Below are 14,446 nucleotides of genomic sequence, written 5' to 3'. Positions count from 1 at the left end.
ATTGACTGCTGGCGCTTTCCACATAAAAAATTAGGGGTATCTGATGGTCATTGAAACGGTGTGCTAATTAACCATAAAACTTAATGGTTTTCAAGCTCGTTTGATGAGGTTATCAAATGCAGAATGTACCACTAGATTATCAGCAATTACACGGAACATTGCTTCAAGCTCTTCAAGTGAAACAGCATGGCAAAAGAGCCAGGATGCATTAATGATGTCAAATTTACCAAATGATTCCATCTTGCAGACATCTCTGACATGATATTCGATATCATCACCATATTGTTGAGATTTGCTTTTGGCAATTTCAAGCATATTAACTGATATATCAACGCCTATAACCTTTGATGCGCCATGCTTTTTGTAAAGCCGACTAAAAAGACCTTGACCACAGGCTAAATCTAATACGGATTTTCCCTGTATATCACCTGCCAGAGCAAAGACTGTTCTGATTCCTACCTTAATCTGAGGTGCTGTATCTGAAAAAAGCCCGTAAGCATCAGCGATAGGGTCATATAACTTTTTATCATTCATTACTTTCTGTCCTTCATTACCGTTAAAAGTAGGGTTAAATTATTTTTTATTTTATTTACATTAATATATAAACATTGCGTTTGATATAATTACTTTTATATTAGGCGTGTTACTTTAATGAATATAAGAATGAATTTGAGGTTATTTTAAGTGAGTTATTTTTGATAATAACATTGAATGTTTTAACAGGAAATATCAACCCACATATTATTAAAGCAGGTTGATATATATCTTATTTTTTATTCAGTACCTAAAAATCGATGAATTGCCCGGAGTACGGCTTCCGGTTTTTCTGCATGAACCCAATGCCCGGCTCCGGCAACAACCCAAGCGGTGGCTTGCGGAAATTGGCTAATAATATTCTGACGGTATTCTTCCGTAATGTAATCGGAATTCCCACCACGAATAAACAGGGCTGGTTTATGCCATGCAGGAATAGTTTCCCAGCCAATGATTTTTTCATATTCTTTTTTCAGTACTGGCAGGTTGAATTTCCATTCCCCCTGGCGGAATGATTTCAGTAGAAACTGGATCACTCCCTCTTCCTTAATCTCTTCAAGCATGATGCTTGTAGCGGCTTGCCGTGTCTGTACACCGGCTTCAGTCACGTTATGCAGCGCTGCAAAAATACTGTCATGACGCCTTGCCTGATAAGCAACCGGAGCCATATCAATAACCACTATTTTTTCAATGCGCTCCGGAGCAATTGCCGTCATGCTCATGGCGATTTTTCCCCCCATAGAATGCCCTATAAGGACGGCTTTGGGGATATCGAGTTCATCCAAAAGAGCCAGCACATCCTGTGCCATATCACGATAGTCCATATTTTCCATCCGGGGAGAAATACCGTGATTTCGTACATCAATTTGAATCACCGGATAATATTGCTGTAAATCCCGCCCTAATATCCCTAAGTTATTTAAATCACCAAAAAGCCCATGGATAAGGATAACGGGAATGGAAGACAGCGGATTTTCTGGTTTGTGTAAATGATAATTTAATTGATTGTTTGACTTCATAATTTGCCTGAGTTTAATGACGTTCATACAATGTTTAATATTGTAGAGTTTAATATCATGACACATTAGCAGAGACAAACAAAATGAGGCGATAATGGCTGTAACTAATTGATTTATTTTAGGGGACAAGCCACTTTTTTTTCAATTCTCAATTTCAGAAAGAATCACTTTAAGTTATTGAAAGTTTAATTGTTTTGTTTTGTTGCATTATATCTTATAATCTGAGGATAATTTTTTCATTAAGAACAGTACTGGATAGAAATGAAAACGATAGAAGTTGATGAAGACCTTTACCGCTTTATTGCAAGCCAAACCCTGCATATCGGTGAAAGTGCATCTGATATTTTACGGCGCATACTGAAATTGGACGCCGGGCAGCCAGTACAAACGACACAGCCTGCCAATGAACCTGTACCCGTCAATAAAATACCAGCTGTACGTACCCGAGATACTGTCCGCGTTATACGTGAATTACTGCTTTCCGATGAATATGCTGAAAAGAAAAAATCCGTTGAGCGTTTCATGTTAGTGCTGTCGACGTTGTATAGTCTGGACAGCGAAAATTTTGCCAGAACAACAGAAGCAATGCATGGGCGTACCCGTACTTATTTTGCAGGTGATGAACATACGTTGCTGGTCAGCGGCAAACAGACCAACCCCCGCCATATCCCCGGAACGCCTTTTTGGGTGATCACCAACACTAATACTGACCGTAAACGCAGTATGATTGAACAGGTGATGCAGGATATGAGTTTACCGGCCAATTTGATTGAAAAAGTGTGTGGCACTATTTAGTTATTTAGGTTAGGTGGTTAGGTTTAGTCGGCAGTCTGCTATTAATCAATTAACTTTCTAAATCCTTTCAGCATATCTGTTTTATACTGCATCAACGGCTGTTGGTGCAGTTTTTCAGGAGAAATAAAGTGGCGATTCATCCTAGGGCAGGGCAACTGGCCCAGCAGCATGATCTTATCAATGTTGCACTCCTCACATCACAATATTACGCCTTACAACCTCACCCCGAAAATCCGGCACATAAAGTTAAATTTGGAACTTCCGGTCATCGTGGCAGTGCCGAGCGCAATAGCTTTAACGAAGCGCACATTCTGGCTATTTCTCAGGCTATCGCAGAAGTCCGTAAGCAACATGGTATTACTGGCCCGTGTTATGTCGGTAAAGATACACATGCACTTTCTGAAGCCGCTTTTATTTCCGTCCTGGAAGTACTGACAGCAAATGGTGTTGATGTGATCGTGCAGGAGAATAATGGCTTTACGCCAACACCTGCCATTTCTCATGCTATTTTGTCTTATAACCGTCAGGGGAAAAATCTGGCGGATGGTATTGTCATTACCCCTTCCCATAATCCACCGGAAGATGGCGGGATCAAATATAACCCGCCTAATGGTGGTCCGGCTGATACTGATCTGACTTCAGTTATTGAAAATCGGGCTAATGAATTATTGGCAGGTAATCTGAAAGGGGTTAAATGTCAGCCTTACGAACAGACATTGAAAAGTGAATATCTGCATCCACAGGATCTGGTTGAACCTTATGTCACCGCTTTGGGCGAAGTTGTCGATATGGCTGCCATTCAGAAAGCAGGTCTGAAAATTGGCATTGATCCATTGGGAGGCGCGGGTATTGCTTACTGGCAGCGTATCGGGGAGTACTATAATCTCGATCTGACGCTGGTGAATGATAACATTGATCAGACTTTCCGCTTTATGACACTGGATCGCGATGGTGTGATCCGGATGGATTGCTCATCCCGCTGGGCGATGGCCGGATTACTGGAACTGCGTGATAAATTTGACTTGGCGTTTGCCAATGATCCTGATTATGACCGTCACGGCATAATTACTCCGGCAGGCCTGATGAACCCGAACCATTATCTGGCGACAGCGGTGGATTATCTGTTCCGTCATCGTCCGCAATGGTCTGAGAACGTTGCTGTGGGTAAGACTCTGGTTTCCAGCGCCATGATTGATCGGGTTGTGGCTGATCTGGGGCGTGAACTGGTAGAAGTGCCTGTTGGTTTTAAATGGTTTGTTGACGGGTTATATAAAGGTGAACTGGGCTTTGGCGGAGAAGAAAGTGCTGGTGCATCTTTCCTGCGTTTTGATGGTACGCCGTGGTCAACGGATAAAGACGGGATTATTCTTTGTCTGCTTGCGGCTGAAATGATGGCAGTGACCGGTGAAAATCCACAACAACGTTATGACAAACTGGCTGTCCGTTTTGGCACTCCGAGTTATAGCCGCCTTCAGGCTCCGGCAAGTCATCAGCAGAAAGCACAGTTGTCTAAGTTATCACCGGAGATGGTTAAAGCTGACACTTTGGCAGGTGATCCGATTACGGCGCGTCTGACGACTGCTTCCGGTAATGGTGCTTCTATTGGTGGTTTAAAGGTGATGAGTGATAACGGCTGGTTTGCCGCTCGTCCTTCCGGCACGGAAGAAGCTTATAAAATTTATTGCGAGAGTTTTCTGGGGGCGGAACATCGTGAAAAAATTGAGCAGGAAGCGCAGGAAATTGTCAATCAGGTGTTTGCTGCGGGTTAACTGACATTTAAGATTGATGAAGAAAAGCCGTAGCGGTTGCTGCGGCTTTTTGTTGAATAAAATACTATTGGCGTATACATGTGTTATAGATCTCTTTAAGACAAAATTTATATTTTTTAGGGTGTTTAATATGTTTTTTGCAAATGTTATTTGCACGTTCATGGCATTGTTCAGGCATATTATATGACCTTGATGGTATTGCATATGTATTGCCTGATATTAATAGCAAAGTGTTAACGCATAGAAATAGTATTAACAGTGTCTTCATAATTATCATTGCCTTATAAAGGATAATAAATTTTCAGGGTATTTCTCATTTCTATTTATTCATTATCAGTGGAACAAAGCGGCAGAGAAAAATAGAAACTAGCCCCGCCGTTCTCATTATTTTCTGCCCATATTTTCCCCCCCTTGTGAATTTCAATGATGCTATAACAGATTGTCAGCCCTAACCCAGCGTTAGGAACAGCGGATTTGCGTTGGTTACGCGAGAATTTATCAAAGAGAGATTTTTTCTGTTCGGTCGGAAGCCCTGCTCCTGTATCCCAGACTTCAATATTGACCTGTTTTTTTACAATTGTTGCCCTGATGCCCATATTTGAGCCTTTATCAGAGTGTTGCATGGCATTTTCCAGCAAATTGACAAAAACCCGCTCTAATAAAGACGCATCACACTGTAGCGATAAATCAGAAGGCAGAGAAATATCTACTTTATAATGAGTTAAGGCATAATCTAGTGAGCGCAGAGCGTTATCGACGATTTCTTTCAGCAAATAACAGCCAAAATTGGGTTGAAGGCTACCCGATTGGATACGCACGATATCCAGCATGTTATTCACCAGATGTGAAATATTAAGGATTTGCTGATGAATTTGCTGAAACTGGCTGGCATGTTGAGAGTTTGTTATGGATAAATCTTGTTTCAGCATTTCTGTTTGCTCAGACAGACCAGTCAGTGGCATCAGCAAATCATGCGACAAAGCAGTCATAAATGAGCTGCGTAACTGTTCCCATTCACTTTCCAGTTTGGCTGATTCTGCACCACGAGTCAGATGTAAGCGTTCCAGCGCGTTAGCGATAATTCCGGTAAAAATATGCAGTAATCGCTGTTGTTCAGGTACCAGTAACTGACGGGGGTTGGGAGACTCAATCGCAAGGACAGCAAAGGTTTGCAGTGAAGTTGCGATAGGAATTAACTGATAAGGTACGCCCGGCAGAGTATCCGTTCCTGCTCCTGCGGGTTGTTTTTTGTCAAAACACCATTTGGCGATAGCTTCATCAATTAACATCTGTCCGCCATTATAGGATTTCACCTGATAAAGATGATTATTATCATCCGGCAGTAATAACCCGGTTTTTGCCTGAAAACTATTTGATAAAAAGTGGTAACTGATACGGGCGACATCTTCTTCATTCAGTGCCCGGCCGAGTTCACGGGTGATTTCATATAAGTGCCGTGTCCGCTGTTCCCGATAGCGGGCAACTCTGGCCTGATAGCGTATACCGGCTGTCAGGTTTCCCACGACAACCCCGACGATCAGCATGACCGTAAAGGTCAGCAGATATTGCATATCATTAACTGCCAGTGACAGGTGTGGCTTCACAAAAAAGATATCGAAACTGGCAACGTTGATAAAAGCGGCAAAGACTGAAGGCCAGCGCCCGTAAAACAGAGCGATGACAACGACGCCGAGCAGATAAAGGGTTATCAGATTGGCTTTATCAAGAGGAAATAAAAGGGTGCGGGAAAATAAGGTAATAAAGATGCACAGCACAATTGAGATCAGGAAACCCTGAATCGGGTTCACCCATTTTTCATTAAATGAACGCTGTTCCGTGTGTTCTTTGTTCCAGTGCTTCTTATCTTCAAGGGCAATAATGATGATATCTAGATCGGGGCCAAGTTTGCCTAAGCGTCCGACAAAATCAGAACGCCAACGATGGCTGAAGAGTGTCGAATATAAACTGTGGTAACGCCCGACGATGATTTTTCCGAGGTTATGCTCTCTGGCGTAGCGGAGGATAGCTTTTTCTTTATGAGGATCAGAGAGGGTGGCGGTTTCTGCCCCCAGTTCTTGTGCCAGCCTAAGTGCTTTTAAGATAGTGCGCCGTTTCATTTCCGGCAATCGATGTAATTTAGGTGTTTCAACATAAACAGCGTGCCAGGTACAGTCTAATTTCGCGGCAAGTTGAGCCGCTTTGCGGATCAGTTTTTCATTACCATGATTATCCCCGATGCATAACAGCAGGTTATCCCGAGTATGCCAGACAGGATCTTTTCCTCGCGTATCGCGGAAAGCACGCATCTGATCATCTACACGATCGGCGGTACGGCGCAAGGCCAGCTCACGCAGGGCGATTAAGTTTCCTTTACGGAAGAAATGTTCAATAGCCCGCTCAGCCTGAGCCGGAATATAAACCTTTCCTTCGTGAAGCCGCTGGCGCAGATCATCGGGGGGGAGATCAACCAAAACAACATCGTCAGCATTATCAAATATATGGTCAGGAATAGTTTCTCTCACCCGAATACCGGTAATACCGCCGACAACATCATTCAGGCTTTCCAGATGCTGTACGTTAATGGTAGTCAGGACATCAATACCAGCTTCCAGCAATTCTTCCACATCTTGCCAGCGTTTAGGATGCCGACAACCTTGCGGATTACTGTAGGCTAATTCATCCATCAGAATAATGGCCGGATGACGGGCGATAGCAGCATCAATATCGAATGCCGCTACTCTGCGTTTAGCTGAGTAGATATACTTTGGTGGCAGTTGAGGCAGTCCCTTTAATAGTGCTGCGGTTTCCTGTCGTTCGTGAGTTTCAACGACACCGATAATGACATCCAGCCCCTGAGCCAGTAAGCGTTGAGCTTCCTGTAACATGGCGTAGGTTTTTCCTACCCCGGCACAGGCTCCGAAGAATATTTTCAGTTTTCCCCGTGGTTTCTCATTCGCCAGTGTTAGCAGATTGTCAGGATCGGGACGCAGTGGTTCTGTTTCATCCATTACTATCGCCTTGTGCTCGCTGATTATCTAGTGCCAGATTGAGTTTCAATACGTTGACAACCGGCTGGCCTAAGTAGTTTATTGGCGGAAACTCGGTGTTTTCCTCAATCAGCTTATTGATGAGTTCTATCGGCAGGGGCCGGGCTGTGGCAATACGCTGAGCCTGAAATTCAGCAGCTTCAGGTGAAATATGGGGATCAAGACCACTGCCGGATGCTGTCACTAAATCGACAGGAATAGGCAGGTTTTGCGGATGGTTAAATAAACGTATTGTAATAATGTGTTGTTGTATTTTCTGGAGTAAAAGCGGATTAGTTGGCGAAAGATTACTCCCCCCTGATGACAACGCGTTATAAGGTTGTTCCGCAGTCATTGAAGGCCGCCCATGAAAATAGTTCTCTTTGGCAAACTCCTGACCAATTAATTCTGAGCCGATCAATTCACCATTCTGTTCAATGAGAGAACCTGTTGCCTGACGGTGAAATAATGTTGTGGATAATCCAGTGATCAACAGCGGATATGCGATCCCGGTGATCAGGGTAAGAAATATCAACAGAACGATGGAAGAACGTAACCAAGTCATTTTTGTCACCTTACCTGATAGTTGAATCTTCAGAACAGGATGGTCTGAAAGTGGTCTTATTCAAACTCCGGGTTATTTAAAGCCTAATAGAGTAAGTAGCATATCGATCAGTTTGATAGCGGCAAAAGGCATCAGCAAACCACCCAGACCATATATCCATAAGTTACGTCTCAGAAGCGACAGAGCATTCATAGGACGATAGCTAATACCTTTCAGAGCGAGCGGCAGTAAAAAAATAATGATAATGGCATTGAAAATAACGGCTGACAGCACGGCGGATTTTGGCGAGTGGAGATGCATGATATTCAGGGCATTAAGCTGCGGATAAGTGACAGCAAATGCAGCAGGGATAATGGCAAAATACTTGGCAATGTCATTGGCAATGCTGAATGTGGTCAAAGAACCTCTGGTCATCAGCATCTGCTTACCAATACGTACCACTTCAATTAATTTAGTGGGGTTTGAATCCAGATCCACCATATTTCCGGCCTCTTTTGCTGCCTGAGTTCCTGAGTTCATAGCAACGGCCACATCAGCCTGAGCCAGTGCGGGAGCATCGTTTGTCCCATCGCCGGTCATTGCAACCAGACGCCCTTCAGACTGATACTGGCGAATCAGCGTCAGTTTTGCTTCGGGCGTAGCTTCTGCCAGAAAATCATCGACACCTGCTTCAGCAGCAATGGCAGCAGCAGTCAGGTGATTATCACCGGTGATCATGACCGTTTTTATCCCCATTCTGCGCATTTCACTGAAACGCTCTTTAATACCGCCTTTAATAATGTCTTTCAGAGCAACGACACCCAAAACCCGCTGATTTTCAGCCACAACCAGCGGTGTACCCCCCTTATTCGCAACCTGTTGTACCAGCAGATTAATGGCTTCCGGGAATTGGCTGCGATTGGCTTCAATGTGACGCCGGATGGCATCAACAGCACCTTTACGGATCATCCGCTCGTTGATATTGATGCCGCTCATGCGGGTCATGGCAGAAAAAGGAACAAATGTAGCATTTAGCGCGCGTAGATCACGCTCACGCATATTAAAACGCTGTTTTGCCAGAATGACGATACTACGTCCTTCCGGTGTTTCATCTGCCAGAGAAGAAAGTTGTGCTGCATCAGCCAGTTGCCGTTCTGTAACGCCGGGAGCGGGCAGAAACTGAGATGCCTGACGATTACCTAAAGTTATTGTTCCGGTTTTATCCAGTAACAGCACATCGACATCACCAGCGGCTTCAATGGCACGTCCGCTGGTGGCGATGACATTGGCTTCCAGCATACGGCTCATCCCTGCAACACCAATAGCAGAAAGCAGCCCTCCGATAGTGGTGGGAATTAAACAAACCAGAAGCGCAATCAGAACAGTCACTGTGATAGGTGTGCCGGAGTGATTGACTTCCACGCTGAATAGGGAAAAGGGGAGTAAACTGGCACAGGTCAGCAGGAAAATGATGGTGAGCGCCGTAAGTAAAATCGTCAGAGCAATTTCATTCGGTGTTTTCCGTCGTTTGGCTCCTTCGACCATTGAGATCATCCTGTCGAGAAAAGTTTCTCCCGGATTAACGGAACATTCTACGATTAACCAGTCTGACAGCACTTGCGTGCCTCCTGTCACGGAAGAAAAATCACCACCGGCTTCCCGTATTACCGGTGCTGATTCCCCGGTAATGGCACTTTCGTTAACAGAAGCCCCACCTTCAACAACTTCGCCATCGCAGGGGATAATTTCACCGGCTTCTATCAGTACAATATCGCCTTTGCGTAAACAATCGGAAGTGACTTTTTCTTTTGTGGCATCCCGGCAGGGTGATGAAAGTTTGGTCGCCCATGTGGCTTTTTTGACACCTTTCAGGCTGGATGCCTGAGCCTGACTCCGTCCTTCTGCCAGCGCTTCTGCAAAATTGGCAAACAGTACAGTGAACCATAACCATAAAGCAATGGAGCCGGTAAAGAGGGCATCACCCGTTGTTTGGCCAATCAGTATAGTGAGCCATAATAACGTGGTCAGACAGCTACCGAGGTAAACAACAAACATAACCGGATTATGCCATTGGACGGCAGGGTGACATTTTTTTACTGAATCGATAATTGCCTGCCGAATTAGGCCGGATTCAAATAATGCCTGTTTTTTATTTCTCATCACTTATCTCACAATTTATTTCACAACCTCACTTATCGTGATAGTTGCCAAAGTTGTAAATGCTCAGCAATAGGGCCAAGAGCCAGTGCTGGGATGAAAGTGAGTGCTCCAATCAATAAAATGACTAAAATCAGTAAGCCAATGAATAGTGTTGTGTGAGTGGGTAGTGTGCCGTTGCTGATAGGCTGCCGTTTTTTGCTACTCATCGATCCGGCGATAGACAGTACGGGCAGAATGACACCGAATCGACCGAGCAACATCACGATGCCTAACAGCAGATTGTAAAAGACATTGTTGGCTGACAAACCAGCAAAAGCGCTGCCATTATTATTAGCGGCAGATGTAACCGCATAGAGTATTTCTGTGAAACCATGTGCCCCTGGGTTTGTCACGGCTGCTCGTCCTGCTTCAAATGAAACTGAGAGAGCGGTTCCCAGTAGAATAAGTGAAGGAGTAACCAGAATCGCCACTGCAACCATTTTCATCTCATGAACATCGATTTTTTTACCCAGATACTCGGGAGCTCGGCCAATCATCAGACCTGCAATAAAGACTGCCAGAAGGACAAATAACAATATGCCATAAAGCCCTGCACCCACACCGCCAAATACCACTTCGCCGATTTGCATTAGCCAGAGAGGAATCATGCCGCCCAATGCTGTAAAGGAGTCATGCATGGAGTTGACCGCGCCACAGGAGGCTGAGGTTGTGACCACACCATAAAGAGAAGAGGCCAGAACACCAAAGCGGGACTCCTTTCCTTCCATATTGATATTGCTGTTAATGCCTGCTTGTATGAAATGGGGATTACCCATAGCTTCAGCATACATCACGATGGCAGCAGAAATCACAAAGATAATCCCCATAGCCCACAATAGGGAGTACCCTTGCCGCTTGTCTCCGACAGCCAGCCCAAAAGCGAAACACAGTGCACTGGGGATCAGAAAAATTGTAATCATCTGTACAAAATTACTAATAGTATTTGGATTTTCAAAAGGATGGGCCGAATTTGCTCCAAATACACCTCCGCCATTTGTTCCTAATACTTTGATGGCCTCCTGAGAAGCAACAGGCCCCATCGGAAGTAATTGTTGATGCCCTTCAAGGGTGTGAACAGAAATATACGGGGAGAAATTCTGGATAACGCCCTGACTGGCAAAGATCAACGCGATAATGATCGCCAGAGGAAGTAGCAGATAGAGCGTAATACGGGTGATATCAACCCATGCATTTCCCAGTGTTTTTATACCTTGTCGGGAAAATGCCCGTATTAATGCAAAAGCGATGGCAATGCCGGTTGCGGCAGACAGGAAATTTTGTACGGATAACCCAGCCATCTGGCTCAGGTAACTAAGGGTATTTTCGCCACTGTAAGCCTGCCAGTTAGTGTTGGTAACAAAGCTGATTGCGGTATTGAGAGCTAAATCCCATTTCATGCCAGCAAAATGCTGGGGGTTAAGAGGCAGATGTTTTTGGCTTATCAGCAGGATAAATAACAATAATAATCCTGTAATGTTAAAGGCAATAATTGCAAATGAATATTGCCACCAGTTCATTTCTTTAAGGTTGTTACCCGGCTTTTTTAAGCCACAGCAACGCCATAAAATCATTTCTGTCTTTGTGACCCGGTGAGGTAATTTGCCCTCGATGAGATTTGCGATTAAATTTCCAAGAGGTTTACTTAATATAAATAGTAATAATAAGAAAGTAGCAACAAGTAGAAAAGCTGAGGTTTCCATCTAGAAATCCTCCGCATTCAATAATGCATAAATCAGATAGAAAAGTAATAACACTACCAGAATAGCGCCAATAATAAGTAAGTTATTCACTGTTTAGCTCCTCGTTACTTCTTAATAACACATCGGTTTAGAATAAAAATGACCAATCAAGAAGTGATAAAAAGAGAACCTGAAAACACAAAGTAAATATAATTAATACTAATTAATTGGACTTTGTGAAGAGTAAGTTTAGCAAAACCTGACAGGTTAATTTTATGTTTTTAAAATGTTGGTTTTGTTTCTGTTTAGGTCGGTTGTTTGTAATAAAATTACGCTCTCATAAAAAAACAGTGATTCTGAGCGCTAAAAAAGTGGTCTGATCAGTAGTAAATTTTCATTTTATCGAGTAAAATTTATCAAGTCTTACAGTTATTGAGCTATTGCCCATTTGAGGAGGGTCTCTATGTATCGTGAATATTCCCGGCATCAGGTTCTCTTGCGGCGTATTGGTGCCGTCGCATTAGGCGTTGTTGCACTTCCTTTCATGTTATTTAGGCGGGATCGTGCCCGTTTTTACAGCTATTTACATAAAGTATGGGCAAAAACCAGTGACAAGCCTGTATGGCTGGAACGTACAGAAGTTGCTTCAGATACGCTAAATCCCTAAATTCGCCTATTTGGCAGTGCCCGGCTTTTCATTTTTCTGCCTGATATAGTTTTCCGAATATAGTATTCTTTCACCCTGCCCGCTTAAGCTGGCAGGGTGTTTTACTTTATCGCTTATTGCTGCTGATATGTCATTACTACTAACAGACAATATCACTATATGCAAGCGAATTGGTGCGAGTTATATTGTGAAAATGCTAAATAATTGGGGGTATGTAATGAATAATGTTGAATTAGAACATGTAATTAATACGGAATTGAATGTTCGGGAGTTTCAGGATTATGCCCCTAATGGGTTACAGGTAGAAGGACGTCCCCATATTCAGCGTATTATAACGGGAGTGACTGCTTGTCAGGCTTTGCTGGATGAAGCTGTTCGTCTGGAAGCGGATGCCATCATCGTACATCATGGATACTTCTGGAAAAATGAATCACCGGTCATCCGCGGCATGAAACGCCGCCGTTTACAGACGTTACTCTGTAATGATATTAACTTGTATGGTTATCATCTCCCGCTGGATGCGCATCCCACTCTGGGCAATAATGTTCAGCTAGCCCGTCAGATGGGTGTGAAAATCATAGGAAACATCGACCCTTTATTACCTCATGGCGCCTTTGATCAACCGATTACTCCGGCAGAATTAACTGAACGTCTTGAGAAAAGGCTGGAGCGTAAGGTTCTGCATTGCGGTGATAATGCACGGGAAGAGATCCGGACTATTGCATGGTGTACCGGAGGAGGCCAAAGTTTTATTGAGCAGGCTGCTGAATTTGGAGTTGATGCTTTTGTGACCGGAGAAGTATCAGAAAAGACTATCCATGTGGCTCGTGAAATGGGTATACATTTTTACTCCGCAGGGCACCATGCGACTGAGCGTTATGGCATCAAAACGCTCGGTGAATGGTTGGCTAATCATCACGGGCTGGATGTCACTTTCATTGATATACCTAATCCGGCGTGAGTTATGTTTAATTAAAGAGGCTATTTAATCGATAGCCTCGGTTTGTTTATTTACAGCGTGATAAAAATACAATCGTCAATCCACTACAAATAAGAGTACTACCCAACGCCTGACACCAGCCTGCAACTGCCAAGCCGATCGCCAACAGCATGTAGTAAAATAACCCCAATAAAGCGCCAGCCGTGCCCAGTCTGTCTGTATAGTGATTTAATGCAGATGCCAGAATATTCGGGATGGCAATGCCGTATGCGATAACGATTCCCAGCATGGGAAAAATAAACAACCAACTATTTTCGAGTAGATAAACACAAATTCCACTGAATAGTGTAAGACATGCTGCAAGGGAAATGAGCTTTTCAGTTCTCCATTTCTTTTTCAATAACAGTTTATTCAAGACAGAGCCTGACATGACACCAAATGCAAGAAGCAGACCAGTGTAACCGAAAAGCGTTGGTGATATTTCAAGCTGTTCAAAGCGGAAAGGTGCCAGTTGATAGTAGCTGAATAAGCAAATATTGAATAAAGCGATAAGAAAAGCATTTCGCCAGATTGAGCGATCTTTCAGCATCATGCAGGCTGTTTCTGATAACGCGATTTTGCTGACAATGACTGGACGTGTTTCTGGTAAACGCGCGATAGACCATACAGTAAGGATAACGGCTAAAACCGCCAGACCTGCAAATACCGCCTGATAACTACCAAAATAGTTCAATGTGGAACCGCTGATCATACCGATGGCAGGGCTGGCAGCCAGAGCGATGCCCATAATAGAAAAAATCCGTGCCAATTCTTCACCACGATAGCTATCGCGCATAATAGTTTGTGTCCCGATTGATCCCACAGCCGCGCCAAAAGCAGATAACATTCTGGCAAGGAGTAACAGCCAGAAATGGCTGGTTAATAGCGCCAGCAAACAGGCACAACCATAAAGTAATAATCCGGTAATAATGGTAGGGCGTCTGCCAATGACATCACACAGGCGACCCCATACCACTACGCCAATGGCAAAGGCAAAAAAGTAGAGTGACAGTGTTTGAGAAGCCTGCTCTACACTGACGGAAAATCCACGGGAGATATTGGCTAATGCCGGGCTATAGATGGTTTCTACAATTTGAGGAAACATCATCAAGGTAATGGCTAACCAAAGTGGTGGCTTGATTTGCATAGTTTTTTCTTCTGACAGCGAATGATTTGTGGGCAGAAGGCTAACATTTCAGAAGATGTCCATTTATGATAATAAAGACAATATATTT

General features: G+C 43.8%; 12 protein-coding genes. 4 read left to right on the top strand and 8 right to left on the bottom strand.

Annotated features, from left to right (window positions below; all coding sequences use genetic code 11):
* Positions 1-90: 90 nt before the first annotated feature.
* On the bottom strand, positions 91-534 hold the full coding sequence (locus tag Xinn_RS09675; RefSeq protein WP_099137645.1) for a class I SAM-dependent DNA methyltransferase: 444 nt from the start codon (positions 532-534) through the stop codon (positions 91-93).
* A 239-nt stretch (positions 535-773) separates the two neighbouring features.
* Positions 774-1,553: an esterase gene (gene ybfF, locus Xinn_RS09670; RefSeq protein ID WP_086953778.1), complete on the bottom strand. Its 780-nt coding sequence runs from the start codon at positions 1,551-1,553 to the stop codon at positions 774-776.
* 261 nt (positions 1,554-1,814) lie between these two features.
* Between ybfF and seqA the strand changes: the two genes are divergently transcribed.
* Complete coding sequence (gene seqA, locus Xinn_RS09665; RefSeq protein ID WP_099137644.1) at positions 1,815-2,348, top strand: replication initiation negative regulator SeqA; 534 nt, start codon at positions 1,815-1,817, stop codon at positions 2,346-2,348.
* A 128-nt stretch (positions 2,349-2,476) separates the two neighbouring features.
* The gene (gene pgm, locus Xinn_RS09660) at positions 2,477-4,117 is read left to right on the top strand and encodes a phosphoglucomutase (alpha-D-glucose-1,6-bisphosphate-dependent) (protein WP_086953776.1); all 1,641 of its coding nucleotides are present in this window, start codon (positions 2,477-2,479) and stop codon (positions 4,115-4,117) included.
* Between the two features lie 323 nt (positions 4,118-4,440).
* Here the strand turns inward: pgm and kdpD are convergent, their stop codons facing one another.
* The 5 genes from kdpD to kdpF all read right to left on the bottom strand — a co-directional run bounded on the left by kdpD (position 4,441) and on the right by kdpF (position 11,676).
* Positions 4,441-7,125 carry a two-component system sensor histidine kinase KdpD gene (gene kdpD, locus Xinn_RS09655; protein ID WP_086953775.1) on the bottom strand — a complete coding sequence of 895 codons (2,685 nt, stop codon included), beginning with the start codon at positions 7,123-7,125 and terminating at the stop codon, positions 4,441-4,443.
* Positions 7,118-7,708: a potassium-transporting ATPase subunit KdpC gene (kdpC, locus tag Xinn_RS09650; protein ID WP_099137643.1), complete on the bottom strand. Its 591-nt coding sequence runs from the start codon at positions 7,706-7,708 to the stop codon at positions 7,118-7,120. Before kdpC ends, kdpD begins: the two co-directional genes overlap by 8 nt.
* A 72-nt stretch (positions 7,709-7,780) precedes the next feature.
* Positions 7,781-9,847, bottom strand: coding sequence for a potassium-transporting ATPase subunit KdpB (gene kdpB, locus Xinn_RS09645; RefSeq protein ID WP_086953773.1), 2,067 nt, complete (start codon positions 9,845-9,847; stop codon positions 7,781-7,783).
* Positions 9,848-9,879: 32 nt separating this feature from the next.
* Positions 9,880-11,586, bottom strand: a complete 1,707-nt coding sequence (gene kdpA, locus Xinn_RS09640) for a potassium-transporting ATPase subunit KdpA (RefSeq protein WP_086953772.1) — start codon at positions 11,584-11,586, stop codon at positions 9,880-9,882.
* The gene (gene kdpF, locus Xinn_RS09635) at positions 11,587-11,676 is read right to left on the bottom strand and encodes a K(+)-transporting ATPase subunit F (protein ID WP_086953771.1); all 90 of its coding nucleotides are present in this window, start codon (positions 11,674-11,676) and stop codon (positions 11,587-11,589) included. It lies immediately after the preceding gene.
* Between the two features lie 352 nt (positions 11,677-12,028).
* Here kdpF and Xinn_RS09630 point away from each other — a divergent pair, with 352 nt between their 5' ends.
* Together Xinn_RS09630 and Xinn_RS09625 are read left to right on the top strand one after the other, a co-directional pair.
* Positions 12,029-12,232: a YbfA family protein gene (locus Xinn_RS09630; RefSeq protein WP_086953770.1), complete on the top strand. Its 204-nt coding sequence runs from the start codon at positions 12,029-12,031 to the stop codon at positions 12,230-12,232.
* Positions 12,233-12,449: 217 nt separating this feature from the next.
* Positions 12,450-13,193 carry a type 2 GTP cyclohydrolase I gene (locus tag Xinn_RS09625; RefSeq protein ID WP_086953769.1) on the top strand — a complete coding sequence of 248 codons (744 nt, stop codon included), beginning with the start codon at positions 12,450-12,452 and terminating at the stop codon, positions 13,191-13,193.
* A gap of 46 nt (positions 13,194-13,239) precedes the next feature.
* Here the strand turns inward: Xinn_RS09625 and Xinn_RS09620 are convergent, their stop codons facing one another.
* The gene (locus Xinn_RS09620; RefSeq protein WP_086953768.1) at positions 13,240-14,358 is read right to left on the bottom strand and encodes a multidrug effflux MFS transporter; all 1,119 of its coding nucleotides are present in this window, start codon (positions 14,356-14,358) and stop codon (positions 13,240-13,242) included.
* Between the last annotated feature and the right edge of the window lie 88 nt (positions 14,359-14,446).

The organism is Xenorhabdus innexi (assembly GCF_002632485.1).
GTDB lineage: Bacteria > Pseudomonadota > Gammaproteobacteria > Enterobacterales > Enterobacteriaceae > Xenorhabdus > Xenorhabdus innexi.
This window is presented reverse-complemented; position numbering and strand designations above follow the sequence as displayed.

Bases quoted from the DNA above. Each gene is read 5' to 3' on its own strand.
- Xinn_RS09675 (WP_099137645.1), bottom strand. From the start codon at position 534: ATGAATGATAAAAAGTTATATGACCCTATCGCTGATGCTTACGGGCTT.
- ybfF (WP_086953778.1), bottom strand. From the start codon at position 1,553: ATGAAGTCAAACAATCAATTAAATTATCATTTACACAAACCAGAAAAT.
- seqA (WP_099137644.1), top strand. From the start codon at position 1,815: ATGAAAACGATAGAAGTTGATGAAGACCTTTACCGCTTTATTGCAAGC.
- kdpD (WP_086953775.1), bottom strand. From the start codon at position 7,125: ATGGATGAAACAGAACCACTGCGTCCCGATCCTGACAATCTGCTAACA.
- kdpC (WP_099137643.1), bottom strand. From the start codon at position 7,708: ATGACTTGGTTACGTTCTTCCATCGTTCTGTTGATATTTCTTACCCTG.
- kdpB (WP_086953773.1), bottom strand. From the start codon at position 9,847: ATGAGAAATAAAAAACAGGCATTATTTGAATCCGGCCTAATTCGGCAG.
- kdpA (WP_086953772.1), bottom strand. From the start codon at position 11,586: ATGGAAACCTCAGCTTTTCTACTTGTTGCTACTTTCTTATTATTACTA.
- Xinn_RS09630 (WP_086953770.1), top strand. From the start codon at position 12,029: ATGTATCGTGAATATTCCCGGCATCAGGTTCTCTTGCGGCGTATTGGT.
- Xinn_RS09625 (WP_086953769.1), top strand. From the start codon at position 12,450: ATGAATAATGTTGAATTAGAACATGTAATTAATACGGAATTGAATGTT.
- Xinn_RS09620 (WP_086953768.1), bottom strand. From the start codon at position 14,358: ATGCAAATCAAGCCACCACTTTGGTTAGCCATTACCTTGATGATGTTT.